We start from the raw sequence: 25,974 nt of genomic DNA, 5'->3' as shown, positions 1-25,974 counted from the left end.
AATACTTGCACATTCAATCGCTACGGCGGGGAAAGAATACCGAGCGCAACCAGCCCAATAAGGTGTTCCCACCCAACATCATCTTATCCAATTCATCCAGATTATGCGCTTGGCGAAAGGCATCGGCAAATAATGCCTCGCGGGTAATCATTCGCCGCTTGGGATTAATTGATTTAATGGTTTTTGCCGGATTGCCTGCAACAACCGTATTTGCGGGGACATCCTTGGTGACGATACTGCCGGCTCCCACTACAGAATTATCACCGATAGTGACACCTTTGCAGATGGTTGCACTATCTCCAATCCAAACATTGTTACCCAGGCGCACCGGGGAGGTACACCGGAAGGGCCGCGTGCGATTGTAGAGCCCGTGCCAATCAGAATCGGAAATATACACATTGGCTGCGATCATACAGGCATCGCCAATCTCAATAGATTGAGCCGCAGAAATACGCACCCCTGGAGATATCAATACGAAATCCCCAATAGTAATAAATGCTTCTCCCCCCTTGTGTCCAAAAGTGGTAAAGCGAATACATTTCTCGTTGTTGGAGATTAAGTGAGGGTAATTTCCAAGCCGAACATTTTCGCCAAAAACATGGACAGAACCCGGGTCCATCACTTCCGGCTCAACCCCAACCGCATCGAATTGTGGCAGAAGGAAATACTCTGTTCGCCATTTGCGCCAACGCAGCTGCAGTCGCTTGAGCCAATAGGGCCTGTGATCCTTACGCATATTTTAATTTCTACTTATATTTTATGGGATTTACGGAGCCCTGAGTTAAAACCCAATTGCTTTTGTATTAGTGGCAGTTTAGTGTTTCGGCCACGAAAAATAGCAAGCGTTTACCCATGTCCCTAAATCTACCTATTGATATTCGAGCAATTAAAGGTTTCCTCGCCGCCCATGAAGGGGAAGCTCTCTACCACCTGGCAGCTGAAGCCAGCTCACTGGGTCCCTGTCTTGAAGTGGGCAGCTACTGCGGCAAATCATCAATTTACCTGGCCAGTGCCTGTAAGCTGACCGATAACGTCCTGTTCGCCGTGGACCACCATCGAGGATCTGAAGAGCACCAGCCCGGAGAGGAGTATCACGATCCCGAACTGTTTGATGGCCAGGCCAATTTAATGGACAGTTTTCGCACTTTCCGCGCGAATATTCGCGCGGCTGAATTGGATGACTGGGTTGTTCCCGTCGTCGCCCCCTCCGCAACAGCTGCACGCTGCTGGAATACCCCTTTGGGTCTCGTATTTATTGACGGCGGCCACTCCCTGGAAGCGGCCATGACCGATTATCGCAGCTGGTCCCGCCATATCGTGCCCGGCGGCTATCTGGCGATCCACGATATTTTCCCGGACCCCGCCGATGGCGGCCAGGCGCCCTACGATATTTACAAGCTAGCCCTGGCTTCCGCTCAATTCGAGCTCGTCGAAACTGTCGACACCCTGGGAATCCTGCGCCGCATTTAAGGGCAGGCACACCGATGTAAACAGCTCGCTCGCTGGCGTTAATCCGGCGAGCGCATCGGCAGCCAGAAGCATGGCTCCTACAGTCCAGGTGGTTTTTTCCTCCGGCCAGATGGCCTCATCCCGGTAGACATAACCGGTCCAGTAGCCCCCATCTTTATCCTGCCAGCGGTGCAAGCCGCGATACAAAATTTCCGCCCGCGAACGCTGGCCAGCAGCGATTAGGGACATGGTGAGTTCGCAGGACTCAGCCACCGTCACCCAGGGCTCATCGCTGACGCAACGACATCCCAACCCAGCCACGACAAACTCATCCCAGCGCTGCTGAAGCCGCAACTGCGCTGCCTCACCAGAAAAGGCACCGGTTAATACGGGATAAAACCAGTCCATTGAAAAGCGCGCCTTGCTTTCCCAGGTGCGATCAAAGCGCTCCGGTTTATTGCGCAGCGCATCGCCCAGAGCTTCCCGGGCAAGTATCCATTGGGGGCGAGCAACCCCCAGCTGGTGGGCAATATTAATTGCGCATTCCAGACTTTTATAAATGGAAGAACAACCGGTGATCAGGGCATCTTCCATAGGGGCGCCCTCTGAATCTACCGCCCAATGAATTTCGCCAAATTCTGTTTGTAAGCGCAATACAAACTCGATTGCACGCTCAACCATCGGCCAATAGCGCTGTAAAAACAGTGTGTCTCTACTGATCAGGAAGTACTGCCAAATTCCTGTTGCCACATAGGCAACAAAATTGGTTTCACGGCGCTCCCGGTTGTCAATATCGCCATCTTTATAAGCGGCCCACCAGCTGCCGTCCTCCAGCTGAATCTCAGCCAACCAGCAATAGGCGTTTTCAGCAGCTCTGAACTCTCCGGCAATGGCGAGCCCCATAGCGGCCTCAACATGATCCCAGGGGTCGGCATAGCCCCCTTTAAACCAGGGAATTGAGCCATCGGGGAGTTGCTGGGAGAGAATATAGGCGGCGCTATCCTGGATAAATCCTTCAGGGAAAAGACCAGAAGCTTTTGCCGGCACAGAAATTTTACTCATGCCTCAGCTCCCTCAGGCAGGGAGAGGGGCGCATCCACTCGTTGTGTCGACCCGACAGGTTTCACAAAATAGAGAGCAATACTTTTTCCCAACAGCGGGTTCAATAGTTTTTCGAGAATACGGGTAAAGGCTGGTTTCTTCATCAGATCCCACACCAACAGGCGGTGATAGGCAGAGACCAAGCGGGAATCGGGCTTGTCCCAAAACAAACACTTTAACCACCAATAAGGTGCATGTAACGCATGGGCCTTATGCCGGGCAAAATAGTGGTGCCCCAGCTTTTCAATATCCTCTCGCAGCTCGCGCTCGCGGAATATCCGGATATGCCCACCCTCAACCTGATGGTATTCATCGCTGAGTTTCCAACACACCCACTCAGGAAAAAATGCCGGTACTGTCGCGGCAAAAATACCAGAGGGCTTTAATACCCGGTTAATCTCAGCCAGGACAGACTTGTAATCGGGGATATGCTCAAGTACCTCTGAGCAGATAACCACATCAAAACTCCCATCGGCAAATGGTAGTTGCAAGCCATTGGCAACTCCGAACTGCAAGCGACCCTTTGAATGCTCGGGAGAGCGGAAAGGTTCCGCTCGCTCACTGGCAGTGCGCACATCATCAAAACACAGGTCAATGCCGTAAACATCAACCTCATCGGTGATCATCAAGTGAATGGAATGGCGCCCTTCACCGCACCCCAAGTCGAGGACTTTTTGGCCAGGGCGAAGATTTAAGTGCTGGGGATCTACAGTAATCATTAAGCCGCCTCCGCACTGCGCATATTCGGAGTTTCTATTTCATGACTGCTGGGTTGTTCCGCCAATGTATGTCCGAGAATTTCCCGGTAATATTTCACCAAACTCTCTGCAGCGATTTTCCAGGAAAATTTATTTTCAATGCGCTGGCGACCTTTCTCACTGAGTTCTTTTCGCAGCGCTTCGCTGGATAAAACCTGGCGCAGGGCATTGGCCAAAGCTTCGTGATTTCCTGCAGGGACCACGATTCCGGCATCCCCAACCACCTCAGGCAAAGCACCCCCGTCACTGGATACTACCGGAGCACCACATGCCATTGCCTCCCCGGCAGGTAAACCAAATCCTTCGTAGAGCGATGGGCAAACTACCGCTGTAGCCTTGCGGTAATTATCGACCAGTTCTTCGTTAGAAATACCGGAGACAAACTGAACCCTATCCTGAAGATCCAGATCGTGAAGCAAGTGTTCCGTGGCTCCACCTTCGCGTAATTTGCCAACCACCAACAACTCTATGTTTTCATATTCCTGGCGTAATTCCGCCAACGCCTGTAATAAAAAGCGCAGACCTTTAAGCGGCTGGTCTGCCGATGCGGTGGTCATAATTCGCAGAGGCAAGCGCTTATTCTCTGCCCCTGGGTTGAATAATTCGGTATCAATACCGTTGTAAATCAGGTGAATCTGCTCGGGAGCTACGCCAAACTGCTCGATAATATCCCGCTCAGATTGCTTGGAAACTGTCACGATATGGCGAAGCTTCCGCGATACCTTAATCTGCATATTCAAAAAATTATGCCAGCGACGTACCAGCAAACGAAAACGCCAATCGGGGGCGGCATCTAATGCCAGTTGGCGATCCCGGGTAATGGGGTGATGAATTGTCGCGACAACAGGCAATCCATTTTTCTCGATATCCAGCAAGCCGTAGCACAGTGATTGGTTATCGTGAACAATGTCGTATTGTTTGCCGTGCTTGCGCAGGTATTTATTTACCCGACGGCCAAAGGTATAAGGCTCGGCAAAGCCGCCGGTAAGCTTACTCCACCATTCAAAAAAATCCGCCCACGACAGCAGGTGGCGAGGTTTCAAAGCCCGCGCTGGACGCTCAACTTCATAGAGGTTCAACCCTGGCATTTTGATGAGTTTTACGCGCTCATCCAGTTCTGGGTAGGGCTGGCCAGAAATAACATCCACGGAGTGACCAGCATCAACCAGTGCTTTACTCAGGTAGCGCAGGTAGATGCCCTGACCACCACTGTGTGGATTGCTGCGATACCCCAAAAGGCATATTTTTAGTGGCTGCGTCTCGCCAGCCGTTGGACCGTCTGCACAATTTCCCAAGGCGGTCATAGTTTCCCCATCTGCAATATTCTTATACCCCATAACATTATCCGCTCTCGCACAGACATTCTGCGAATGCCAACGTCTAAGAACCGACCGTCTGGGGTGTCTCGCTGGTAAAGCGGAAGAATACACTGGCGGAGAAATGACTGCTAGGCGGAAGCGGTCCACACTCTTGGTATCCTGGCCCAAGGATGTGTGCTCGCAAGCCAAAATAGCAACAAAAGCCCAGCAACCGCACACCGTGTCATTCGATACACTCAAGCCATGGCGACTTTAAAAGAAGGGATTAATACGAACAGGAAGTGGAAATAAGTCAATCGAGAATAAAAAAATGCCCGCCAAAAGGCGGGCCAGATTTCTCGAACACACTTTCAGGAGGAGAGTTTCAAGCACATTACGCACTTAAATTTAGGTATAGCAGAGGAAATACCCCCACTAACTCTCCTGTCGTGAAAGCCGTTCACTAAAACGGCAATCGGCGCTAAAGCACACCGCCAATCTTTATACCCGATGCAGATAACTCTGGTATTCAACATCGGTAACGCGGGCAGCTATCTCTGCTTGCTCCTGTCTTTTCAACAGAGAGAACAATTCCACAAAGCGTGGATCAAGATACTCGCGCCACAAAGGGCTCTGCTCAAAGCGCTCCAGTGCACCACTCCAGGTATTGATCAACTTCTCACTCTCCACCTGATAGGCATCGCCTTCCACGGGTGCAGGCGCTTCCATCTGGTTCTCAATGCCATGACACACACCAGTGAGAATCGCAGCTAACACCAGATAGGGGTTTACATCCGCCCCGGCAATACGGTGCTCGATACGCCGCGCCACAGGATCACTGGCGGGCACACGCAAAGTTGTAGTGCGATTATCGTAGCCCCAGCAGAGATTCAGCGGTGCGTGAGAGCTCTCCTGGAAGCGACGATAAGAGTTGCTGTGAGGTGCGAAAAACGCCATCGCATCGTTGGCTGTCGCCAGCATTCCTGCTGCGGCATAACGCAGTAAATCGGAGCCAGTGTCAGAACCGTCATCAAAAACGTTCTTTCCATTGGCGTCGATCAAACTCATATGCACGTGCATTCCGTTACCCGCCTGATCCCCGAAAGGCTTGGCCATGGTACTCACGCGGAAGCCGTGACTGCGCGCCACCCCTTTTAACAAGCGCTTAAACAGTAATGTTTGGTCTGCCACTTTAACGGGATCGGCACTGTGCAACAGGTTGATTTCAAACTGTCCCGGCGCACACTCCGACAATACTGAATCTGCGGGAATACCCTGTGCCTCGCAGGCAGCTCGCACATCGGCAAAGAAGTGTCGCTGTGCATTGAGCTCGGACAGATCGTATACGTCGGTGGAAGGCACCAGCTCGGCGTCGTTATCGCTAACCGGGCGCGGACGCGCCAGATGATCCACCTCATCGCGGAGCAGATAGAATTCCAGCTCGGTCGCACACACGGCGGTATAACCCAGTTTACCGAGACGCTCTACAACGCATTGCAACTGGCTGCGGGGATCGGCATAGAGAGAGGAGCCATCTGCCTCATGCAACTGCATATGCAGCTGGGCGGTGGACTCGCGATGCCAGGGCGCCAGGCTAATAGGCGAAACCGGCAGACAAACGCCATCGCTGTCTCCACTGGCAAATACCAGCGGGCTGTCTTCAATATCCCGCCCCCAGATATCGAGACTGACCGCGCTACGCGGCATTTGCAGACTGCCCTTGAGCAATTTCTCCGCAGCTTCTGCCGGCAACCACTTCCCTCGCGGCACGCCATTGATATCGAACATAAAGCCTTCGATCCACTTTAGGTCCGAGTGCTCTGCCAGGAATTTTTGCGACTGCTCCAGCAGATCGGGCTGGGCAGTGAATTCTTTTTCTTGAGACATAAGGTGCCTGGGGTGATCCAATCTAAACGCAGAGACGGCCCAACACCGCTTTTCCATTCAAACTATGGAAAACGGGGTATCAGACCGCCTCTGCAACAGAGTATCTTGCCGCTATGTTACGCCAGTGCTTTAGCAGTGTCGTCCAGGGCGCGGTGCGCTTTTTCTACCAGCTCATCGACCTGTTCAGTGGTCATAATCAGCGGTGGTGCGATAACCATGGCATCGCCAACGGCGCGCATCACCAAACCGTGCTTGATACTCAGGTCACGACATACCGCACCAGCGGTGCAGTCATCATCAAAACGAGCGCGGCTGGCCTTATCTTTTACCAGCTCCAAGGCACCGACCATACCCAAACTGCGGGTTTCGCCAACGATCGGATGCTCCGCCAGTTCAGCCCAACGCTTGGACAGGTAGGGGCCGGTTACATCGCGGACATTCTCGATAATCTTCTCGTTGCGCAGAATATTGATAGTTGCCAGACCTGCCATACAGGCAGCCGGATGCGCGGAATAGGTGTAACCGTGGGTAAACTCGCCACCTTTGGTTTTGATCACCTCAGCGACACGATCACTCACCATGGTACCGCCCAGGGGGAAGTAACCGTTGGTTACTGCTTTGGCGAAAGTCATCAGGTCGGGCTTCATGCCGTAATAGTCGGCACCGAACCACTCACCGGTACGACCGAAACCAAAAATCACTTCATCCATCACCAGCAGAATGTCGTACTGGTCCAGCACCTTCTTGACTTCCGGCCAGTAAGTTTCCGGCGGGATAATTACGCCGCCAGCACCCTGGATTGGCTCAGCGATAAACGCCGCAACATTATCCGGGCCCAACTCCTGGATTTTCTCATCCAGGCTGCGAGCCGCTTGGATACCAAACTCCTCTGGAGACATATCGCCGCCCTCACCAAACCAGTAGGGCTGCTGTACGTACTCAATGTAGTCGAGCGGCTGGAATTGCTTGTGCATACCACTCATACCACCCAGGCTGGCACCGGCAATGGTAGAGCCGTGATAGCCATTCTTACGGGAAATAACGATGCGCTTCTCCGGCTTTTCCTGGATATCCCAGAAACGGCGGATCAGGCGCAGGTTAGTATCATTTGCCTCGGAACCGGAACCCGTGAAGAACACATTGTTCATATGCGCCGGGGTCACTTCAGCCAAGGCGTCGGCCAGTTCAATCGAGGGCACCGTAGTGCACTGGAAGAAGCTGTTATAGAAAGGCAGGGTATTCAGCTGCTCGTAGATCGCATTGCTGATTTCTTTGCGGCTGTAGCCGAGGTTGCAACACCAGAGGCCTGACATGCCATCAAGCATTTTGTTGCCATCAATATCGGTGATGTAAGCGCCCTCGGCGCTGGTAATCACACGGGTCCCCTGCTGGCCCAAGTCATGGAAGTCAGTAAATGGGTGTAGCAGGTGCTCACGGTCGTGTTGCTGCAGCTCAGTCTTGTTCATATTTCTCTCCTGGCTTTCACAGGCCTTGCTCAGCGCCCACCAATCGGGCTCAAAAGGCCAAATCGTTACCACTAATTTGTGATCACATTCTAGTGGGGCCATCGACAGAAGCGCAAGGTCTATCTGCCCTTACCGAAAACATAAGGTCGAATCGCGCCAGTGCGAGGAGAAAAAAGGGAACTAAATAGTCAACTGGGGGGGAAAGGAGCCGCTACAGCAGCTCCTCTGCAGAGATAGAGCCGAGCCCCTCTTCAATATCCTGCTGAATGGCTTTGCGCACCTTCAACTCATCTTTACTGGCAATAGCTTCGAGCAGATCTTGATGCCGGTCTGGCAACTCCTGCACGCCAAAGCGCTGGAAAACCAAGTGCTGGAGGGGAGCTGTCTGTAGCCACAGGCTCTCGATCAGGGATAGGATGATATGGGGCTGCCCCAGGCGATAAAGGGTAAAGTGAAATTCCAGATTAGTGGTTACATAGCGCTCGATGTCTTTCTGAGCGAGAGCTTCTGTTACACGCTCATCCAGCTCCCGAAGTTGCGCTAATTCTGCATCCCCGACCAATGGCAGGGCCTGTTCAGCGGCCTGACACTCCAGGGCCACACGAGCGGCACAAATCTCTGCCAGTTTTTCCGGGGTCATTGTCGGCACCCTGACCCGGCGGGTATCTGACAGCTCCAAGGCCCGCTCCGAGGTCAGGCGACGCAACGCTTCGCGAACCGGCATTGGACTGCAATTAAGCTCCGAGGCCAGACCCCGGATAGTAATCGCCCTACCCGGCAAAAACTTTCCCCGCAGAATGGCATCCCGCACCTGAAAATAAACCCTCTCCTGGGTTGTGCGGTACTCTTCCTGGGGACTGTTAAATTCCTGCACCATACCTATGCTGCCCTGACCTGCTCCAACATATGAGGGACATCCTCCGCACCCACCTCAATTAAATGTTCAGCCGCCCGGCCACTTTGCCAAATTTCATAAAAATCATCTGCCACCCGGCGACTGAAATCAACCACCCGTCCCCAGTACTTCAAACGGTCTTCACGGCCGAGCTTGTAGAAATCATTGCGGTCTGGAATTTTTCCATAGGGCAAGGAGGCAACAAATTTGGGCGAGGGAGCCACAACCAGAGTGGATTGCATGGCATCTCCGCGAACCCGTCGCCAAGAGAGCCCTTTATCAAACCAGCCGGGCACCATATAGGGGAAAAAGTGCGGGTAGAGCACTAGGCCCCGGGGGTGGCGGAAGCGCAGATCAAAGTGGTAATCGGTGATACCGCCATCGCGATAATTACCCTGTGGAGCTCCCTCCGGTGTCTGCACCCCTGTCATTACCAAAGGGATACAGCCACTGGCCAGTACAGCAGCGCAGGTATTTTGCTCGGTCAGCGGAATATTTTCGGTGCTCAGATTCTGGAAGTGAATGCCTGCCGACTCTTGCGAATGAAAAACCACCCGCTCCCAAAAAGCGCTCAGGCTGTTGCGAGATACAGCATTTGCCAGTGCCGAGGCGAGTAATGCCGGCGCCAACAGCGCCTTGTTTTCACTGGCCAGCGGCCCCCTGCCCCTGACCGCCACAAAGTGGCTGTGCCAAATGGGATTTTCCACTACCTCGCGCGCACCTTCAGCGCCCAACACTGCCTGCAGCATCTTGCGACCGCCGGCAGTAATCTCTTCAGGGGAGGGTTTGTCAGAATAGGCTTGGTAGATGTAGTGGTGCTCTAGTCGCTCAAGTGCTGACAGCGGCTCTGCCATTGCGTAACACATGTTGCGAAAACTACCGATAGATGATCCCAAGGTGACAATTGGCTCGCTCCGCTCCTTGAAGAACTCCCCCATCAATACCCGATCCAACTGGCTAATCACCAGCCACTTGGGACCGCCGGAAGCGCCGACCAGCGTCGAAAATTGCCTCTGGGACAATCCCTCTTCACGTATGCGCCGCGCAGCCGTCTCTCCGGCCAGTAGAATACAACTGGTATTTTTCACTCACTTACTCTTTTTCTTGGCCGTCAGAATTTATCTCAGGTTTCAACTATCCCGGGCTACCACTCACCCTGATTATCCATAGACATCCAGGGCTCCTGGGGTGGGAGGGGCTCTCCACTTTGCAGCAACTCAATGGAAATCCCATCTGGGGAGCGAAGAAATGCCATATGGCCGTCTCTCGGAGGCCTATTGATGACCACCCCCTGATCCATCATGCGTTGGCACACCCCGTAAATATCATTTACCCGATATGCCAGGTGTCCGAAATTCCGCCCGCCAGTGTAGCTTTCCGGGTCCCAATTGTAAGTGAGTTCCAATGTCGGGGCCTTATTCTCCCTGGCCGCTTCAAGATCCTCGGGAGCTGCGAGATACACTAGGGTGAAACGCCCTTTATCATAATCATTTCGACTAACGACCTGCAGGCCCAGCTTTTCACAGTAAAACGCCAGAGATTCATCCAGATTGGTTACGCGAACCATCGTGTGTAAGTACTTCACCCTCTACTCCTTCTTGTTGCCAAGCTCTACAATCAGCCCATAACAAATAAATCGGCTTTTTAAAGCTAAACGCATATGTATAAAAAATTCTATCGCGAGTTCCTTCAGGCGCCCAGTGGCAGTCCCTCTTCCATGCTGCACATGGCTTGCCACTCCCACCACTACTGGCCCGATGTTACCCTTGATGCAGTACAGCAGTACTGGCGCGATTCAGCACTTCTGGCCGATGAAAAATGGGGGCCAATTTTTGAGGAGAAGATACCCTCATGGCAAGCGGCGATCGCAAAATCCCTCAACCTACCCAGGGCAGACTTGATCGCTATAGCCCCAAATACCCATGAACTAGTGTATCGGCTACTGAGTTCATTCGATCCCAGTAAACCATTGCGCATTCTCACTACAGACGGAGAGTTCTACAGTTTTACTCGCCAATTACAACGTCTGGAAGAGCTTCCTCAAGTAGAGGTAACGAGAGTTGCCAAAGAACCCTACGCCACCCTGGCGGAAAGATTTGAGACCGAGCTACATAAAAATGAATACCATCTGGTCTATGCCAGCCTGGTATTTTTTGACTCCGGTGTGGTATTTCCCCGGCTGCTGGAGGTTGCAGCACAGAAACCGCACGACACACAATTCGTTATCGACGGATATCACGGTTTTTTTGCTCGCCCAATCGATCTTTCAACCGTTGCAGACAAGGTTTTTTTTACGGCAGGATCATATAAGTACCTAGGCGCCGGTGAAGGCCTGTGTTTTATGACAATTCCTGCGAACTGTACACTGCGCCCTGTAAATACCGGCTGGTTCGCAGAAATGGCTGAGCTGGAGAATCACTCGGAAGAAGTCGGATATAGCGACAATTGGCTGCGCTTTGCCGGGGCGACCATGGACTATTCAACACTCTACAAAGCCCTGGCTATTTTCGATTTATTCCATCGCGAAGGCATTACCATCGAGAAAATACACAGCTATGTTCTCAATGCGCAAACCCGGTTCCTGAGTAGCATGGATAACTCAGACCATCCCATCTTGAATCGCAACAACTTGATTTGTCATGATCTGGAAGAAGGTCACGGCCACTTTTTCACATTTGACTGCTCACAACCAGAAATCTCACAGAGGGTCCAGGAAGAACTTAAGGCTCGAGCAGTTCTGTGTGATCGCCGACAACAGTTTCTCAGGCTGGGATTCGCCATCTATCACGATAAGGATGAAACTTACCAGCAGGTTTTTAACTCTTAAAGCTTCAGAGCTAAGAGGACAGAGTGATTTTTACCACCGCCGCTAGAGCATATTTCACACCTAAAAGGCACACCGGCTCAGCTGCGGTTCAGGATTCAATTTATAAAATAATGGCGCCATTTTCGTCGCAACAATTAGCACTCAATGGATAAGGAAGCGTTATGAAAGCAGTAAAAATTTCAGTAATTTCCCTTCTCGCCCTGCTCGCCACCGCCTGTGGTAACGAGCGGGCTCCAGAAGACCGGGGGACTATGGTATCCATCGCTGCACGGGGGGAGGCAAGTCAGGTTCCTGATATCGCAAAAATTTCTGTCGGAGTGGTAACCGAGTCAGAGGACAGCAAACAGGCAATGCGCGATAACGCCAATCAGATGGAGTCTTTAATGGCCGCCATCAAAAAATCGGGTATCAACAAGAAAGATATTCAAACCACAGGCGTTAACCTGTCTCCGCGCTACCAGTACCAGCAAAACAAAAAACCCCGAATCACTGGTTACACCGCGCGAAATACCGTCAGCGTGAAGGTTCGCAAATTGGATGAACTCGGCAAGGTCTTGGACAATCTTACTGCCGCTGGCGCAAACCAGATCAACGGTCCGAGCTTCGAAATTGGTGAACCTGCTCCAGTTCAAGCCAAAGCCCGGGAAAAAGCCCTTGAAGACGCCCAGGAACGTGCAGAAATGTACGCCAAAGCGCTGGGTACAAAAGTACGTCGCATTGTCAGTATTTCAGAAAATGGCAACGGCGGTATGCCACGCCCCATGATGTTCACTGAAAGGGCCAAGATGGCAGACAGCGCTTCCACCCCTATATCACCAGGAGAAACCACACTTACCGTCAATCTGGATCTGGTATACGAACTCGAGGACTAATACGGAGCAATAGCTACTCATATACGGGGGCAGGAAGGATACACGGCGCTTGGGGCCATTCGGAGCTTGAATATATTCATAGCGCATTTCGATTCTTCCCTACTGCCCCGCAGTAGCTGATGTCTTGCCAGCAGTGAAACCCCACAACAGCCTTGCTGTTTCACTGCCATTCTTCTCTACCGGCTAACCGCTGATATCTTGCTCAAGAAACACATCGCCTGGCAGCTCGCTGGATTCTTTGTAAATAACGCCTTCTTTCATTACAAACAGAACCCGTTGCATTTCCGAAATATCTTCCAGGGGATTTCCAGCCACAGCGATAATATCAGCTATCTTGCCCTCGCTAATGCTGCCCAGCTCATCCTGTACTTGCAGTAGTTGGGCTGCATTCCAAGTCGCTGAACGCAGTGCATCTGCCGGGCTCATTCCACCCTGTACCATCAGTAAGAATTCACGGGCATTATCGCCGTGACGGGTAACACCGGTATCGGTTCCAAACGCAATTTTTACTCCGCGCTTGTGAGCGCGGCTAAAAGTATCCTGCATCAAAGGCCCCATAGTCGCGGCTTTCGGGCGCACTAGGTCTGGCAGAAAGCCTTCAATTGCCGATTTTTCTGTCACCCACTCACCAGCCATTAAAGTCGGCACAAACCAGGTGTTGTTACGGCGCATCAGGTCCATCACTTCATTATCCATATAGGTGCCGTGTTCAATGGAGTCCACCCCAGCACGAATTGCGCGAATCATTCCCTCCTTACCGTGGGCATGTACTGCAACCGTGAAACCATAGTCCTTAGCAGCCTCAACAATTGCCTCCAACTCATCCTGCATAAATTGAGGGTTCTGGCCGCTCTTTGCCACACTCAAGACTCCACCAGTCGCGGTGATCTTGATCAGGTCAGCGCCGTCCTTATAGCGCTGACGAATCGCTTTGCGTGCGCTGATAGGCCCATCAATAACACCATCCACCGGGCCAGGGTTCCCCATCAAGTCCTGCCTGAGCCCATTGGTCGGGTCAGCGTGCCCACCGGTAGTTGCGATTGTCTTTGCCGCCGTATAAATACGCGGACCTTCCACCAGGCCTTTGTTGATTGCATTACGTAAACTCACAGTCACATTGTCGTGATCACCAAGATTTCGAATCGTGGTAAATCCAGCCTGTAGAGTGCGATGAGCAGCATCCACGCCGCGCAAGGTAAAATCGGCAGTATTCCAGCTGAAAGACTCCATATAAGCACGCGGCCCAAACTCGTAAGTGAGATGGCTGTGCATATCCATCAAACCTGGCAATACCGTATATTCTCTCAAGTCGACCAAGCGCTCTCGATCGCGCTTGGCAAACCCCTTCTGTACTGACTCAACTCGCCCATCGACAATATGAATGGTGCGGTCTTCCAATAATTTTCCATTACTGCTATCAAATAATTTGCCAGCGTAAATTGCGATGCTCTCGGCCCCAGCCTGTAAACTAAAAAGCCCAGCAAATACCGACAAAGCCACGGCGGCTGCGCGGTTGACAAAGTAGCTTCGGTTGGTCTTTGTTGTCATTGTCGTCCCCAGTAGATCTCTTTTAGATTCTTAACGTCCTTTACCAAGATCGCACAATCTACGCAATTACCCAGGCGAGAGGAAGCCTCTATGAAAATCTATGAGTTCGCAGCAGCACCAAACTGTCGACGTGTTCGCATGTTTATGGCAGAAAAAGGTGTGGATATCGAATATGTAACAGTAGATATCGCTAAAGGGGAAAACCTTACAGCAGAGTATGGGAATAAGAATATTTTGAAAAAAGTTCCTTTACTGGAGCTTGAGGACGGCACACATATTTCCGAATCAGCCGCCATTCAACGATATATTGAAGAACTACATCCAGAGCCTCCTCTATTTGGCAGAAATGCAAAAGAAAAGGCTCAGGTTGAAATGTGGAATCGTCGTGCTGATTTCAACATGATGTATCACATTGCTATGAATTTTCAGCATGTAACTGGTTTCTTTAAAGACCGGATGAACGTTTATCCAGAGTTTGGGAAGGACTGCGGCAAGGAGGCCATGAAGTTTATTGGCATCCTTAACGACCATTTATCAGATCATCAATACTTGGTTGAAGACTACTTCTCCGTAGCAGATATTGCCATGGTGACCTGCATGGACTTCGGAAAGATTCAGGACTTGCGACCCAATACTGAAGAGCACCCCCACGTAGTCCGCTGGCGTGAACAACTTAAAGAGCGCCCCAGTTTTAAAGCTTAAACCCTATTTCCCCACCCAAACAGGGCGGGGAAATAATTTCAATCAGTCCTTTGCAGGAAGCACCTCAACGGGGCCAATATCTAAGGCTTCAACCTCGCCTTTAATCTTACTCAGATCCCCAACAATCACCCAGGTGAATTGGTCTGGTGCAAGATACTCCTTAGCGGAGGCCTCCACTTTTTCCTTATTCAGTGCTGAAACCCGCTGTGGATATTCGGCAATATATTCCTCTGGAAGCCCCTTCTCCACCTGCCAATTAATACTGGAAAGCAATTGCCCTTTGGTCTGGAATCGAGCACTTTGTTTTAGGACTTCATCATTCTGGTAGTCCTCAAGCTCTTTTGCAGTAATAGGACGCTCTCCTAAGTATTCCTCATACTCTTTTACCAATTCCTTAATGGCTGGAGCTGTTTTATCAGTTTGCACAGGAGCAAAGAGGATATAAGGACGCTGCCCTTCTGTATCGAGGGAAACCGCGCGGGCACCATAGGACCAATGCTTGTTCTCACGAAGATTCATATTGACCCTGGACGTAAACTTTCCGGCAATAATATTTGTCATCGCATCAAAAGCTTCAGCTCCCTGCGGCTGCCAAGGCGGCATCAGCAGACCTGCCATGATATAACTCTGTTGTGCGCCGGGGCGGTCGAGCAAATAAACTCGAGCCTTTTCCGGGCGGGGCACCTTGGCAACTTCAATTTTGGGAAGCTCTGATTTAGGAGCAGTCCACTTTCCGAGAGTTTCATTCAGCAGAGGCTCTATTTCTTTTTCAGTAACATCGCCCACGATCGTCAGGGTTGCATTATCCGGTCGCACCCAGGTCTTTTGGAAATTAACCAGATCCTCACGGGTTATGGACTTAATACCCTCGGGAGTACCCGATCCCGTCAAGGGAGAGCCATAAGGGTGGTTTTCTCCAAATAGTAGCGGCGGCAGTTCACGCATAGCCAGGCCCTGAGGCTGGGCTTTTTCCTGGGCTATTGCATCCAGGCGATTGGACTTAACCCGCTCCAGGTCAGACTCTGGGAAACGAGGTTCAGTAACCACCTTCTCAAATAGCTCCAGCGATGGCTCCAGCTGCGTCTTAAGGGCACTCATGCTGATATTGTTATAATCAAGGCCGCTACCACCACCAATATTTACACCAAGCTCTTCTGAGCGAGAGCTAAATTCCAGGCTATCCAGATCACCCGCACCTTCGTTCAGCATTTGCGCCGCAACTGAAGCCAGACCTGGCTTATTTTTATCTGCGGAGGCACCACTGCGAAATTGCAGATTCATTAGTACAACGGGAGTATCGTGACGTTCGGCCAGGACAACCTTTAATCCATTTTTGAGGGTAAATTCTTTTTGCTTTGGCAGTTCCAGCTCTACATTTTTGTCTACCTCGGGGAGCTTGCTGCGGTCAGCACCCTCCGCCGCTGCCGTATACTTCTGCTTCGGCTCCATAATTAAGGTGTAGGAGTCCTCTTTCAACCACTGCTCAGCCACTTCTTGAACTTCGAGAGCGGATACTTTTGCATAATCCTCCACGCCTTCTATCAAGGCTCCGGGATCGCCAAAATAAAACTCCGACTGGGCAAGGATGTCACTCTTACCACCAAAACCACCGGTTTTTTCCAACCCCTTTACCAGCCCGGCAAACTCACTCTGTTTAACCCGGCGCAGCTCATCCGCATTCACACCATTTTTTGCGAATTGCTTTAATTCTTTATTCAGTAAGTCTTCAACTTTTTCTACAGACTGCCCAGGTTTCACGTCGACGATAATCATCAACTGCCCTGCAAGCTGACGGCCATAATAAAAAGCGCTGACACTGGTGGCCACTTGCTCATCGCGAACTAAACGGCGGTAAAGAAGAGAGTTTTTTCTATTGGCGAGAAGGGAAGTCATTAATTCCAGCGCATCTTCCACTTCACTACCCACTGCAGGCACATTCCAAACCTTGTAGATTCGAGTTTGGGGCACCTGATCGTAAACCACCTCCCTCTTTTTCACCTGGGTAGGTAGTTCCCAATTCTTAATGCGCGGTTGCACTCCAGTGCTCGGGATATCACCAAAATACTTGCGTACCTTGGCCATCGCATCTTTGACCGTAACATCACCCGCAATCACCAAAACGGCATTAGCAGGCTGATAATGGTCTTCAAACCATTTTTTGACATCTTCAAGACTGGCGTTATTCAGGTCCTCCATCGAGCCAATCGGCGTCCACGAATAGGGGTGCCCTTTGGGGAAGGTGCTCTTGGCAATAATATCGAACGCTTTGCCATAAGGTGCATTCTCCCCCTGGCGCTTTTCATTCTTTACAACACCGCGCTGCTCATCCAAAACCTCCTGGGTAATTGCACCTTTAAAATGCCCCATTCGGTCGGACTCCATCCACAGCGCCATATCCAGGGCGCCTTTGGGCACGGTGACAAAATAATTAGTGCGGTCATTGCTGGTGGTGCCATTCATATCGGTGGCCCCAGAGCGCTGGAAGGGTTCGAAATATTCCCCTGGGAAGTTTTCGCTACCGTTAAACATCAAGTGCTCAAATAAATGAGCAAATCCGGTTTTACCTGGCGGCTCGTCCTTAGAGCCTACTTTGTACCAAAGATTGGTAGAAACAACGGGGGCTTTGTGGTCTTCATGCACAATCACCGTCAGGCCATTGGGCAATACTTCCCTATGGAAAGGAATCTCCAACTTGGGTGGCGGGACATACGCCTCTTTATCGGATGCAGCAGCCTTGCTACTGGCTGCTGCTTCCTTATCCACCGAAAGCGCATGAGGCGTATCATCGGTAGACTTTCCGCAAGCGGTAAGGCCAGTAATAGCGATGGCAACGCTGATAAGTAGCGGACGCAAGTCCATATTGTCACTCCCTTTTAAAAAACCGCAATTTCAGGATGGCAAGTTTAGGCCAGCTTTCCTCCAGAGTGTCAGCAAAACCTTTTACCAACCGCAATTTAGCAAATATTCCAGGCAAAAAAATGGGCACCGAAGTGCCCAAATCAATACATCACAGAGAGAAGCGAGATGACAATCGCCCAAGGAATCAGGTCACCAGCTCTACTCCTGCGCTGAAAACATTACGCTGCCACAGTACCAGACTTGTCTTCGGCCTCGCCTACAACCGTATGGTGACCAAAGCGCTCCTCGGCAACACGGTCCGCTACGTGAGCGGTGGTCTGGCCGGTTTCATCGGCACGCTCGAACACTTCTTTCATAGTGTTGCCAATCTCTTCGATATGAGCGCGCACTTCTGCAGCGTCGTAATCGCCTTTCTGCTGGTAGTAAACATCGATAATACCGCCAGCATTAATGACATAGTCCGGTGCGTACAAAATACCTTTCTCGCGAAGCACTTCAGCGTGACGCTCTTCCGCCAACTGGTTATTGGCCGCGCCAGCGATCGCCTGAACCTTCAAACGGCTGATGGTGTCATCGTTGAGAATTGCACCCATCGCACAGGGGGCAAACAGATCTACGTCCAGGTCAAAGATTTCGTCGGCAGTTACGGCTATGGCACCAAGCTCTGTAACCGCACGATCAATATTGTCTTGGAAAATATCGGTGACAAACAGTTCCGCACCGGCATCCTTCAATAGTTTACCCAGGCGGAAACCGACGTTGCCCACGCCTTGAATAGAGACTTTTAAGCCGGTCAGGTCAGTCTTGCCCCAGCGGTGTTCTACCGCAGCTTTCAGGCCGACAAACACACCGTAAGCAGTCGAAGGGGAAGGATCACCACCATACTCGGAGCCCGCAAACAGGCCGGAGACAAACTCGGTTGTCTCACCGATAACACTCATATCCGCCACGCTCGTGCCAGAATCTTCAGCAGTGATATAACGGCCGCCCAAGGTATTAATAAATTCACCCATAGCGCGCAGTAACTCAGGAGTCTTTTCCTTGCGCGGGTCACCAATAATTACGGACTTGCCACCACCCAGCTTGAGGCCGGCCATTGCGGACTTGTAAGTCATACCCCGGGAAAGACGGAGAACATCATTCAGGGCCTCGCCATCGTCGGCGTAGGGCCACATACGGCAGCCACCCAGTGAGGGACCCAAATTCGTATTGTGTACCGCGATAATGGCCTTCAAGCCACTCTTTGCATCTTGGTAAAACGCCACTTGTTCGTGTTTATCGTAGGCGGAATGGGAAAAAATACTCATTAACTGTTCCTCTCCGGAAGGCCGGTTCTACAGCTGGGGAACAACCACAGCCCTTATCTGTTTTTATCTGGAATAAGATTATATCCAGCTCCCACAGACAAAGTTTGCATATTTTGCACACATGAGCATTAGAATAGCTAAAACATCACACCAAAATATAATTTTTAGGATATCTGTTTGCCTTGGAATAACTTGGGCCGCCCAGTCATTAATCTAGGCGGCTGGCTCTACGCTCTTATTTCTCCATCAATTGGCATTGAATACCGGGCCCTCTCCTACCGCTGGCGGCTCTCTTATAAATTTCCTATAACTGCCCCTCAAGAGAACACGATTCCTGTATAAATCTTCTGGCAAAGAACCACCTTTTGAAGCCTTCCTTAATATGCCTACTTTTTCAAAAATTTTTGAAAACCTCACAACACTGACAACTAAGATCATTTCCACCGCCTAAGCGCGTTACATCCTCTGCGTATGGTCTGGTAGAATCCGCGCCCAAATCGACCCATAGAGATAAACTCGATGCTGAATGCCGACGCTCTAAAACAACTTTCGCAACTGAAAACAGATATTCGCTCCAGTAAGGAGTTTGCCGAAGGCCGGGTTCGCGGCAGTAACGGCAAGTTTGGCTTCGTTGAGTTGGATGACGGGAGGGAAGCCTTCCTGCCTCCCAATGAAATGGAGCGTGTATTTCCCGGTGACCGGGTTCGAGTAAGTCTCTCAGAAGAGAACAAGGGTAAACTCGCGGCAGAGCTCGATGCATTGATCGACAGCCAGCTCGACTACCTTGTTGGCCAGTATGTACAGCGCGGCCAGGGCCACTTTATCCAGCCCACGCAAAATGGCCTGTCCCGCTGGATTTTTCTCCCTCCCAAGGCTCGCGGCAAAGCCCAGCCGGGAGAGTTTATTGCCTGCAAAGTAAACCGCCATCCATTTAAAGACGGCAGAGCGCAGGCCAAGGTGGAGACCGTTATCGGCAAGCCCGATATGCCCGGTATCGAACACGCCTATGTTGTCGCCCAATTCAAGCTGCCTGAGCAATTTGGTGCCGCTGCACAAAAGCAGGCGGACACAATTGCGGAGAAACTGACAACAGTTACCGGTGAGCGCACCGAACTTTCCGAGCTGGGCTTCGCAACTATCGATGCAGAAACCACTCGCGATATGGACGACGCTCTGGCCGTAAGCAGCCGTGACGGGGGCTGGACCCTGCACATTGCTATAGCAGACCCATCATCGCTAATTGATGAGAACAGCCCCCTGGATAAAGAGGCGTTTAATCGCGCCCACAGCCAGTATTTACCGGGCGAAACCCTACCCATGTTGCCGCGCAACCTGTGTGAGAACCTGTTTTCCCTGATTCCCGGTGAGTTGCGCCCCGCCCTGGTTATCCATATCGATATCGATAGCGATGGCACCATTGGCAATAGCCGCTATGAATTTGCCGCTATTCGCTCCCAGCACAAACTGAGCTATGAACAAGTCAGCCGCTTTATTGAGGGTGACGACTCCGCCGTGCCCCAGGAGCAACAGGACAGTCTGCGTAATTTGGCGGCGATCTACGAAGCGCGCGCCGCATACCGTGCCAGCCACTCACTGGCAATGGAAGATCGCCCGGACTATGAAATCCGCTTGAACGATCAGCGCAAGATCGAGCGTATCGAAAAGCAGGAACGCAATATCGCTCAGCGAATGGTCGAGGAAGCCATGCTCGCTACCAATATCAGCATGGGTGGCAAACTCGCCGAGATTGAGCAGGGCTGCTTCTCTGTTCACTTGGGCTTCCGTGAAGAGCGCATGGGAGAAGTTCGCAGCCTGCTGAAAGAGCTGCTGCCTGAGCATGCAGAGGCCGATCTGGGGCAACTGGAGCATTACCTTGCACTGGTTAAGCACCTGGAAAACCATGAAGAGCCGCAGATGAACAACCTGCTCGCCGTGCTCAAGCGTATGCTGCGCCCGGGCCAGCTCGATAACAAGGTAGGGGCTCACCTGGGACTGGGCCTCGAGGCCTACGCCACCGTCACCTCTCCAATTCGCAAGTACAACGACCTGCACAACCACCGCGTTCTGCGCGCTGCTGCGCAGGGAGAGAAAGCCTCCACACTGGCCGATGATAAAATTGAATCCCTGCAGGAAAGCCTGATTCGCGGTCGCCAGGCCAACCGAGCCCTGGAGCAATGGCTCTACGCTCAATTTATCGAGAAGAAAGTTGGCCAGGAATTCACAGGGAAAATTACCCTGGTAAACGGCGCAGGCATCGGCGTGCGACTCGACGACTTTGGTATTGACGGCTTTGTGCGCATTAATGGCGATAAGAAGAACCTGCCCACCTTCGATGGCAAGCACCTGGTTCTTACGCACAATGAAAAACGCTTCCACCTAGAACAGGAAGTTTCAGTTAAAGTAGCGTCTGTCGATGTAGACAAACGACGCATCGCCTTTGAACTGAACGCTGAAAAAACTGAGGCTGCCGACGCGACCCAGAAATAAATTCCTGCACATTTACCCAAGCCCGGCGCTCGCCGGGCTTTCCTGCCGGGGGCCAAAGCCCACCGCCTTTGATCGGCCAGCTAGCTTATAGCTCCGGCACCAATAGAATAAATCGAGGCCACTCATGAGCAATATTGCTGAATTGAACCCAACTCCACTGTGGGCACACTTTTCCAAGCTCTGTGAAATTCCACGCCCATCCAAGCATGAAGACCGCGTAGTGGAGCATATCGTTAACTTCGCTAAAACACGCGGCCTAGGCGTTCAGCTGGATGAAATCGGCAATATTGTTATCAAGAAGCCGGCCACTCCTGGTATGGAAAACCGCAAGACACTGGCCCTGCAGAGCCATGTGGATATGGTGCCGCAGAAGAATGCCGACACTGAGCACGACTTTCTCACTGACTCAATCAAACCCTACGTGGATGGAGACTGGGTAACTGCGGAAGGCACCACACTCGGCGCAGACAATGGTATTGGCGTTGCCGCAATCCTGGCCCTGATGGAATCTACTGATATTCCCCACCCCGCCTTGGAAGCCCTGCTGACAATCGATGAAGAAGCGGGCATGACCGGCGCCAAGAATCTTAAGCCTGGCTATTTTGAAGCTGACCTGCTCCTCAACCTGGATACTGAAGATGAAGGCGAGCTGTATATCGGCTGCGCCGGCGGTGTCGACGTCAATGTCAGCCTGCCCTATACGTCAGAAGCAATCCTGCCCGGTGCCGAAGCAGTAAAACTCTCTGTTCGCGGCCTCCGTGGCGGGCATTCTGGCCTGGATATCGACAAAGGCCGGGGCAATGCCAACAAGATCGCAAACCGCATTATCCACGCCGTTCTAACCCAGGTCCCCGAGCTGCGTATTGCCAGCCTGGATGGCGGTAGCCTGCGCAATGCGATTCCCCGCGAATCCTTCACAACCCTGGTCGTGCCTTCAGTAGCGGTCGATAAAGTACAGGAAATTGTAAAAAGCGAAAGCGCTCAAATTGCCCGTGAACTGGACAATGAAGCGGCACTGGACATCACCCTGGAAGCTACCGAAACTCCAGCCAACACCCTGGACGCAGATAGCCAGTTGACCCTTATTCGCGCAATCCGCTGCTGCCCCAATGGTGTTGAGCGAATGAGCACTGCTCTCGAAGGCATTGCTGAATCATCCAACAATCTGGCCCGTGTTGTAACAATGGAGGAGAACGGTGAGCATCGAGTAAAAATCCAATGTCTTGTACGCAGCCTCTCTGACAGTGCCCGCGACCAACACGGCCTCAATGTCGCCGCCACCTTCCAGCTGGCAGGTGCAGAAACAACACTGGACAACGACTACCCTGGCTGGACACCAAATCCCGAATCACAGTTGCTGGCGATGATGAAGGATGTCTATAAAGATATGACTGGCGAGGAAGCTGAAGTAAAAGTCATTCACGCCGGCCTGGAATGCGGATTGCTGGCCAAACCCTACCCCAACTGGGATATGGTTTCCTTTGGCCCAACCATTCGCCGCGCTCACTCTCCTGAAGAGAAGGTTCATATCCAGAGTGTCGCCAATTTCTGGGATTACTTTATTAAAGTGGTCCAGGCAATTCCCACTCGCGACTAATCCGAGAAGCGGGCTTTAGGGAATCCCCCAAAGCCCGCTTCTGAGATTAGCTAACTTCTTCCAAATTGCTCAGCTTTGCAAATATATATCTACCATCCTGACAACAGCTCCTACCCTCACTAAAGACGACCACTATCAAGTGCAACAGCTGCCATTTATCTTTCATAAAATGTATCGACCAGAAATCTAATGAAAAAAATTAAACTACTTTTAATTTTCACAACTATTTTTCTAAGCACCGATTTATTAGCGCAAATCTATAAATATAAAGATGAGAATGGAAGCTGGGTTTTCAGCGACAAGAAACCTACCCATACATCTAAAATTGAGAAAATAAAAACACCGAGCAGCCATCATAGAAAAGTAAAACCAAAAGTATATATTTCCTCGGAGAATGATTCTTTTAATCTTATTGCAAAAAACCCATATTTTGCCCCGATACAAATTAAACTAACCTTACATGAACATGGAATAACCTTTCACAAGACCGTCCCAGCAAGGTCCAAAAGTGTAGTTCTCAAGAATGTCGATCCGAATGCAAAATATCGTTACTGGTGGGTACTCGGAGATCCTGAAGCCTCAGCTGAAATAGTTGCCTATCAAGCCCCTGTCGCATCGAAACAAGAGTTTAAAATCACCCAATCCTTTAACGGTCGATTTTCCCACTCTCACCAGCCCAACCAATATGCTATAGATATAGCAATGCCTATCGGTACTTATATCGGTGCAGCTAGAGCTGGAACGGTGATCCTAGTGAAAGACGATTACCATATGGGAGGTAAAAACCGGTACTTCCTAGACAAAGCCAATTACATACAAGTTCTCCATGAGGATGGCACTTATGCTGGTTATTACCACATATTAATGGGATCGGCACTAGTAAAACCAGGGGATCGTGTTAACCCTGGAGACCCACTGGCTATGTCAGGTTCATCCGGTTACTCTACTGGCCCTCACCTGCACTTTGCCCTATTTAAAAACAAGGGCTTCGCCAGAGAATCAATACCATTCTTACTTCATAATGGTGACGGTAAAACCTTTTCTCCCAAGAGCGGAATCTACATTTCCAACCAAACCTACAAAAAGTAAAATTTTTTAAGGCCTTGCTATTTAAGTGAAAAAATCTGACACAATTAGTGACTAATTTGTTGCAAATTTGAGAGAAAACCAATGCTTCGCAATTTCCTCTCGGCGGCAAATCCAGATTGGTTTAAAGCCCTGGATATAGCGTAAGAAGCGGTAAACCCCTATTGCTCTAGCTGGGTGGCCGCTGATTCTGCCATGTAACCCTATACTCATTACTTTGGGGCAAGTGCTACCCTCTCGCCAAAGTTGATCAAATGCGCTCTTCAGCAAAAGGAAAAAGTCATCAGCCGTATTGCAACCAGTAGGTAATAAATACTGTATATCGTTATTGACCAAGGTATAGGGAATTGACAGTAAAGGTGGGGTTTTATAGAGCCAGAATGGCAAATCATCACAATAGGAATCTGAACTATACAAAAGCCCACTAATTTCCTTAACTAAGGATTGGGTATGGGAACTAACACGCCCTGTATACCACCCCTTTGGGGGGGCTCCCGTTAATTTTTCAATAATATTGACTGTGAGTTCAATATGATGTTTTTCCCGGACTTTGGGAATATCTTTATAATCCAACCACCGATAACCATGCCCAGCTATTTCATGGCCTGCCTTAACTAGAGCCTGTGCAAGAGAAGGGTTAAGCTCCAAAGCCTTGCCGGTAGCAAAAATAGTGAGAGGCACATTATAGGAGTCAAAAATATCCAAGAGCCGCCATACCCCAGCCCTTGAGCCATACTCATACATACTCTCTACACTGAAATCCCGCCCTCCAACCCGTGCGGGCCTGCCAGGAAGTTCATGCAGGTAAGATTCAGATTGGGTATCGCCGTTTAGCTTGGTGGATTCTGATCCCTCCTCTAAATTCAAGACAAACTGAATTGCAATGCGGGCCTGATCAGGCCAGCGGGGATGAGGCGGACGCCCAGCGTAACCCTCCAGATTTCTCTTGTGCATCAACCCAGCTCAAATGTCGTTACACCAAAAATTCGATCCCGCGCAATATCCGGCATTGGCCCCAGGTACATTCTTGCGCAGCCAAAAACTTCCTCCATTCCATAGTGCTTGGCCAGCGACATAGCCGCAGGATTATTTTCCGGCACATCCAGAAAGATAGGTCCATCATCTGCAAATGAGACCAGTCGCTTCAGCAACGTATCTGCCACTTTATAGCTATTTGCAAACAGAGGACCGACTTTACATCCATTGCGGCAACGCCTGATTACACCATAGCCACAAAGACTTCCAAATTGGACATAGCCCAAACTCAGAGCCTCTAGCTGGGAAATCCATGCTTTCAGAAATACCCGTCTACTTGCGGGAAAGCAGGTCCTGTCGTAAGCAATTATTTGATCGAAAGAAACTTCACTAAGCGGGATAATTTCATCAGGGCATTGAGTACTCACACCCTCAAAAGCAGAAAGCTCGACTCGATAACGGAGATTACGATGGGAAAAGTTAAAACCGCCGCGGGCATAGTAATCCTGCATCGCAAATACCCCATCCATACCGATGCTTGCATCAGGCCTCAACCGGGTTTTTAAGCGGTCCCGTCGGATATACCAAAGCCTGTTACCAAACCCATGACCTCTGAATTCAGGCCTAACGATAAAGAATCCCATAAAACCGAAATCATCACCGTACGCAGTAATTGCCCCTCCTCCGATCAAGTCACCCCGAACTTCCGCCGCAATGTAAGCTTCTGGATCTGTTTTCCAGAAAATTTCTGCATCGTGCAACCCCGGATTCCAGCCTTCAAGTGCAGCCCAGTCAACCAGTAAATCCACTTCTTTACGTGTCATCTCCCGAACAGTAAATGATTCATGCATTGACTTAGA

21 protein-coding genes are annotated in these 25,974 nt (G+C 50.9%); 7 read left to right on the top strand and 14 right to left on the bottom strand.

Annotated features, from left to right (window positions below):
- Nucleotides 1-13: 13 nt before the first annotated feature.
- Nucleotides 14-736 (bottom strand): acyltransferase, encoded by a 723-nt coding sequence (locus ACJJIL_RS06285; RefSeq protein WP_444917738.1) that lies wholly within the window; start codon nucleotides 734-736, stop codon nucleotides 14-16.
- 116 nt (nucleotides 737-852) lie between these two features.
- Here ACJJIL_RS06285 and ACJJIL_RS06280 point away from each other — a divergent pair, with 116 nt between their 5' ends.
- Nucleotides 853-1,470 carry a class I SAM-dependent methyltransferase gene (locus ACJJIL_RS06280; protein ID WP_282932028.1) on the top strand — a complete coding sequence of 206 codons (618 nt, stop codon included), beginning with the start codon at nucleotides 853-855 and terminating at the stop codon, nucleotides 1,468-1,470.
- Here ACJJIL_RS06280 and ACJJIL_RS06275 read toward each other — a convergent pair.
- From ACJJIL_RS06275 to ACJJIL_RS06240, 8 genes are all read right to left on the bottom strand, one after another.
- The gene (locus tag ACJJIL_RS06275) at nucleotides 1,399-2,511 is read right to left on the bottom strand and encodes a prenyltransferase/squalene oxidase repeat-containing protein (RefSeq protein ID WP_444917739.1); all 1,113 of its coding nucleotides are present in this window, start codon (nucleotides 2,509-2,511) and stop codon (nucleotides 1,399-1,401) included. The two genes, ACJJIL_RS06280 and ACJJIL_RS06275, sit on opposite strands and share 72 nt — an antisense overlap.
- Nucleotides 2,508-3,269 (bottom strand): class I SAM-dependent methyltransferase, encoded by a 762-nt coding sequence (locus ACJJIL_RS06270; RefSeq protein WP_444917740.1) that lies wholly within the window; start codon nucleotides 3,267-3,269, stop codon nucleotides 2,508-2,510. Before ACJJIL_RS06270 ends, ACJJIL_RS06275 begins: the two co-directional genes overlap by 4 nt.
- Nucleotides 3,269-4,645 carry a glycosyltransferase family 4 protein gene (locus tag ACJJIL_RS06265; protein ID WP_445361431.1) on the bottom strand — a complete coding sequence of 459 codons (1,377 nt, stop codon included), beginning with the start codon at nucleotides 4,643-4,645 and terminating at the stop codon, nucleotides 3,269-3,271. The genes ACJJIL_RS06270 and ACJJIL_RS06265 overlap by 1 nt, the downstream gene beginning before the upstream one ends.
- 462 nt (nucleotides 4,646-5,107) lie before the next feature.
- Entirely contained in the window at nucleotides 5,108-6,493 is a 1,386-nt protein-coding gene (locus ACJJIL_RS06260) for a glutamine synthetase family protein (RefSeq protein ID WP_445361430.1), read from the bottom strand.
- A gap of 116 nt (nucleotides 6,494-6,609) precedes the next feature.
- Nucleotides 6,610-7,959 (bottom strand): aspartate aminotransferase family protein, encoded by a 1,350-nt coding sequence (locus tag ACJJIL_RS06255; protein ID WP_282932024.1) that lies wholly within the window; start codon nucleotides 7,957-7,959, stop codon nucleotides 6,610-6,612.
- A 211-nt stretch (nucleotides 7,960-8,170) separates the two neighbouring features.
- Nucleotides 8,171-8,836: a GntR family transcriptional regulator gene (locus ACJJIL_RS06250; RefSeq protein WP_282932023.1), complete on the bottom strand. Its 666-nt coding sequence runs from the start codon at nucleotides 8,834-8,836 to the stop codon at nucleotides 8,171-8,173.
- A 2-nt stretch (nucleotides 8,837-8,838) separates the two neighbouring features.
- Nucleotides 8,839-9,942, bottom strand: a complete 1,104-nt coding sequence (locus tag ACJJIL_RS06245) for a hypothetical protein (RefSeq protein ID WP_445361429.1) — start codon at nucleotides 9,940-9,942, stop codon at nucleotides 8,839-8,841.
- A gap of 56 nt (nucleotides 9,943-9,998) precedes the next feature.
- Nucleotides 9,999-10,439: a VOC family protein gene (locus ACJJIL_RS06240; RefSeq protein WP_444897960.1), complete on the bottom strand. Its 441-nt coding sequence runs from the start codon at nucleotides 10,437-10,439 to the stop codon at nucleotides 9,999-10,001.
- 75 nt (nucleotides 10,440-10,514) lie between these two features.
- Between ACJJIL_RS06240 and ACJJIL_RS06235 the strand changes: the two genes are divergently transcribed.
- Nucleotides 10,515-11,681, top strand: coding sequence for an aminotransferase class V-fold PLP-dependent enzyme (locus ACJJIL_RS06235; protein WP_445361428.1), 1,167 nt, complete (start codon nucleotides 10,515-10,517; stop codon nucleotides 11,679-11,681).
- A gap of 161 nt (nucleotides 11,682-11,842) precedes the next feature.
- Nucleotides 11,843-12,553, top strand: coding sequence for an SIMPL domain-containing protein (locus tag ACJJIL_RS06230; protein ID WP_444907734.1), 711 nt, complete (start codon nucleotides 11,843-11,845; stop codon nucleotides 12,551-12,553).
- Between the two features lie 183 nt (nucleotides 12,554-12,736).
- On the opposite strand, the gene ACJJIL_RS06225 is transcribed toward ACJJIL_RS06230, so the two are convergent.
- On the bottom strand, nucleotides 12,737-14,101 hold the full coding sequence (locus tag ACJJIL_RS06225; protein WP_445361427.1) for a metal-dependent hydrolase family protein: 1,365 nt from the start codon (nucleotides 14,099-14,101) through the stop codon (nucleotides 12,737-12,739).
- A gap of 90 nt (nucleotides 14,102-14,191) precedes the next feature.
- Here ACJJIL_RS06225 and ACJJIL_RS06220 point away from each other — a divergent pair, with 90 nt between their 5' ends.
- Nucleotides 14,192-14,803 carry a glutathione S-transferase family protein gene (locus tag ACJJIL_RS06220; RefSeq protein WP_282932017.1) on the top strand — a complete coding sequence of 204 codons (612 nt, stop codon included), beginning with the start codon at nucleotides 14,192-14,194 and terminating at the stop codon, nucleotides 14,801-14,803.
- Between the two features lie 42 nt (nucleotides 14,804-14,845).
- Here the strand turns inward: ACJJIL_RS06220 and ACJJIL_RS06215 are convergent, their stop codons facing one another.
- Both ACJJIL_RS06215 and ACJJIL_RS06210 read right to left on the bottom strand, forming a co-directional pair.
- A complete protein-coding gene (locus ACJJIL_RS06215) occupies nucleotides 14,846-17,662 on the bottom strand; it encodes a M16 family metallopeptidase (RefSeq protein ID WP_444907732.1) in 2,817 nt (938 codons plus the stop codon).
- 218 nt (nucleotides 17,663-17,880) lie between these two features.
- Nucleotides 17,881-18,969, bottom strand: a complete 1,089-nt coding sequence (locus ACJJIL_RS06210) for a Glu/Leu/Phe/Val dehydrogenase dimerization domain-containing protein (protein ID WP_413662699.1) — start codon at nucleotides 18,967-18,969, stop codon at nucleotides 17,881-17,883.
- A gap of 519 nt (nucleotides 18,970-19,488) precedes the next feature.
- Between ACJJIL_RS06210 and ACJJIL_RS06205 the strand changes: the two genes are divergently transcribed.
- The 3 genes from ACJJIL_RS06205 (at nucleotide 19,489) to ACJJIL_RS06195 (ending at nucleotide 24,142) form a co-directional block, all read left to right on the top strand.
- Complete coding sequence (locus ACJJIL_RS06205) at nucleotides 19,489-21,456, top strand: VacB/RNase II family 3'-5' exoribonuclease (RefSeq protein WP_445361426.1); 1,968 nt, start codon at nucleotides 19,489-19,491, stop codon at nucleotides 21,454-21,456.
- Between the two features lie 124 nt (nucleotides 21,457-21,580).
- Nucleotides 21,581-23,053 carry an aminoacyl-histidine dipeptidase gene (locus ACJJIL_RS06200; protein ID WP_445361425.1) on the top strand — a complete coding sequence of 491 codons (1,473 nt, stop codon included), beginning with the start codon at nucleotides 21,581-21,583 and terminating at the stop codon, nucleotides 23,051-23,053.
- A gap of 189 nt (nucleotides 23,054-23,242) precedes the next feature.
- Entirely contained in the window at nucleotides 23,243-24,142 is a 900-nt protein-coding gene (locus tag ACJJIL_RS06195; protein WP_445361424.1) for a M23 family metallopeptidase, read from the top strand.
- Nucleotides 24,143-24,193: 51 nt separating this feature from the next.
- Here the strand turns inward: ACJJIL_RS06195 and ACJJIL_RS06190 are convergent, their stop codons facing one another.
- Together ACJJIL_RS06190 and ACJJIL_RS06185 are read right to left on the bottom strand one after the other, a co-directional pair.
- A complete protein-coding gene (locus ACJJIL_RS06190; protein ID WP_445361423.1) occupies nucleotides 24,194-25,093 on the bottom strand; it encodes a polysaccharide deacetylase family protein in 900 nt (299 codons plus the stop codon).
- Nucleotides 25,093-25,965 (bottom strand): GNAT family N-acetyltransferase, encoded by an 873-nt coding sequence (locus tag ACJJIL_RS06185; protein ID WP_445361422.1) that lies wholly within the window; start codon nucleotides 25,963-25,965, stop codon nucleotides 25,093-25,095. Before ACJJIL_RS06185 ends, ACJJIL_RS06190 begins: the two co-directional genes overlap by 1 nt.
- Nucleotides 25,966-25,974: the final 9 nt, after the last annotated feature.

The sequence above is a fragment of the Microbulbifer maximicatervae (SeqCode) genome (assembly GCF_052468095.1).
This window is presented reverse-complemented; position numbering and strand designations above follow the sequence as displayed.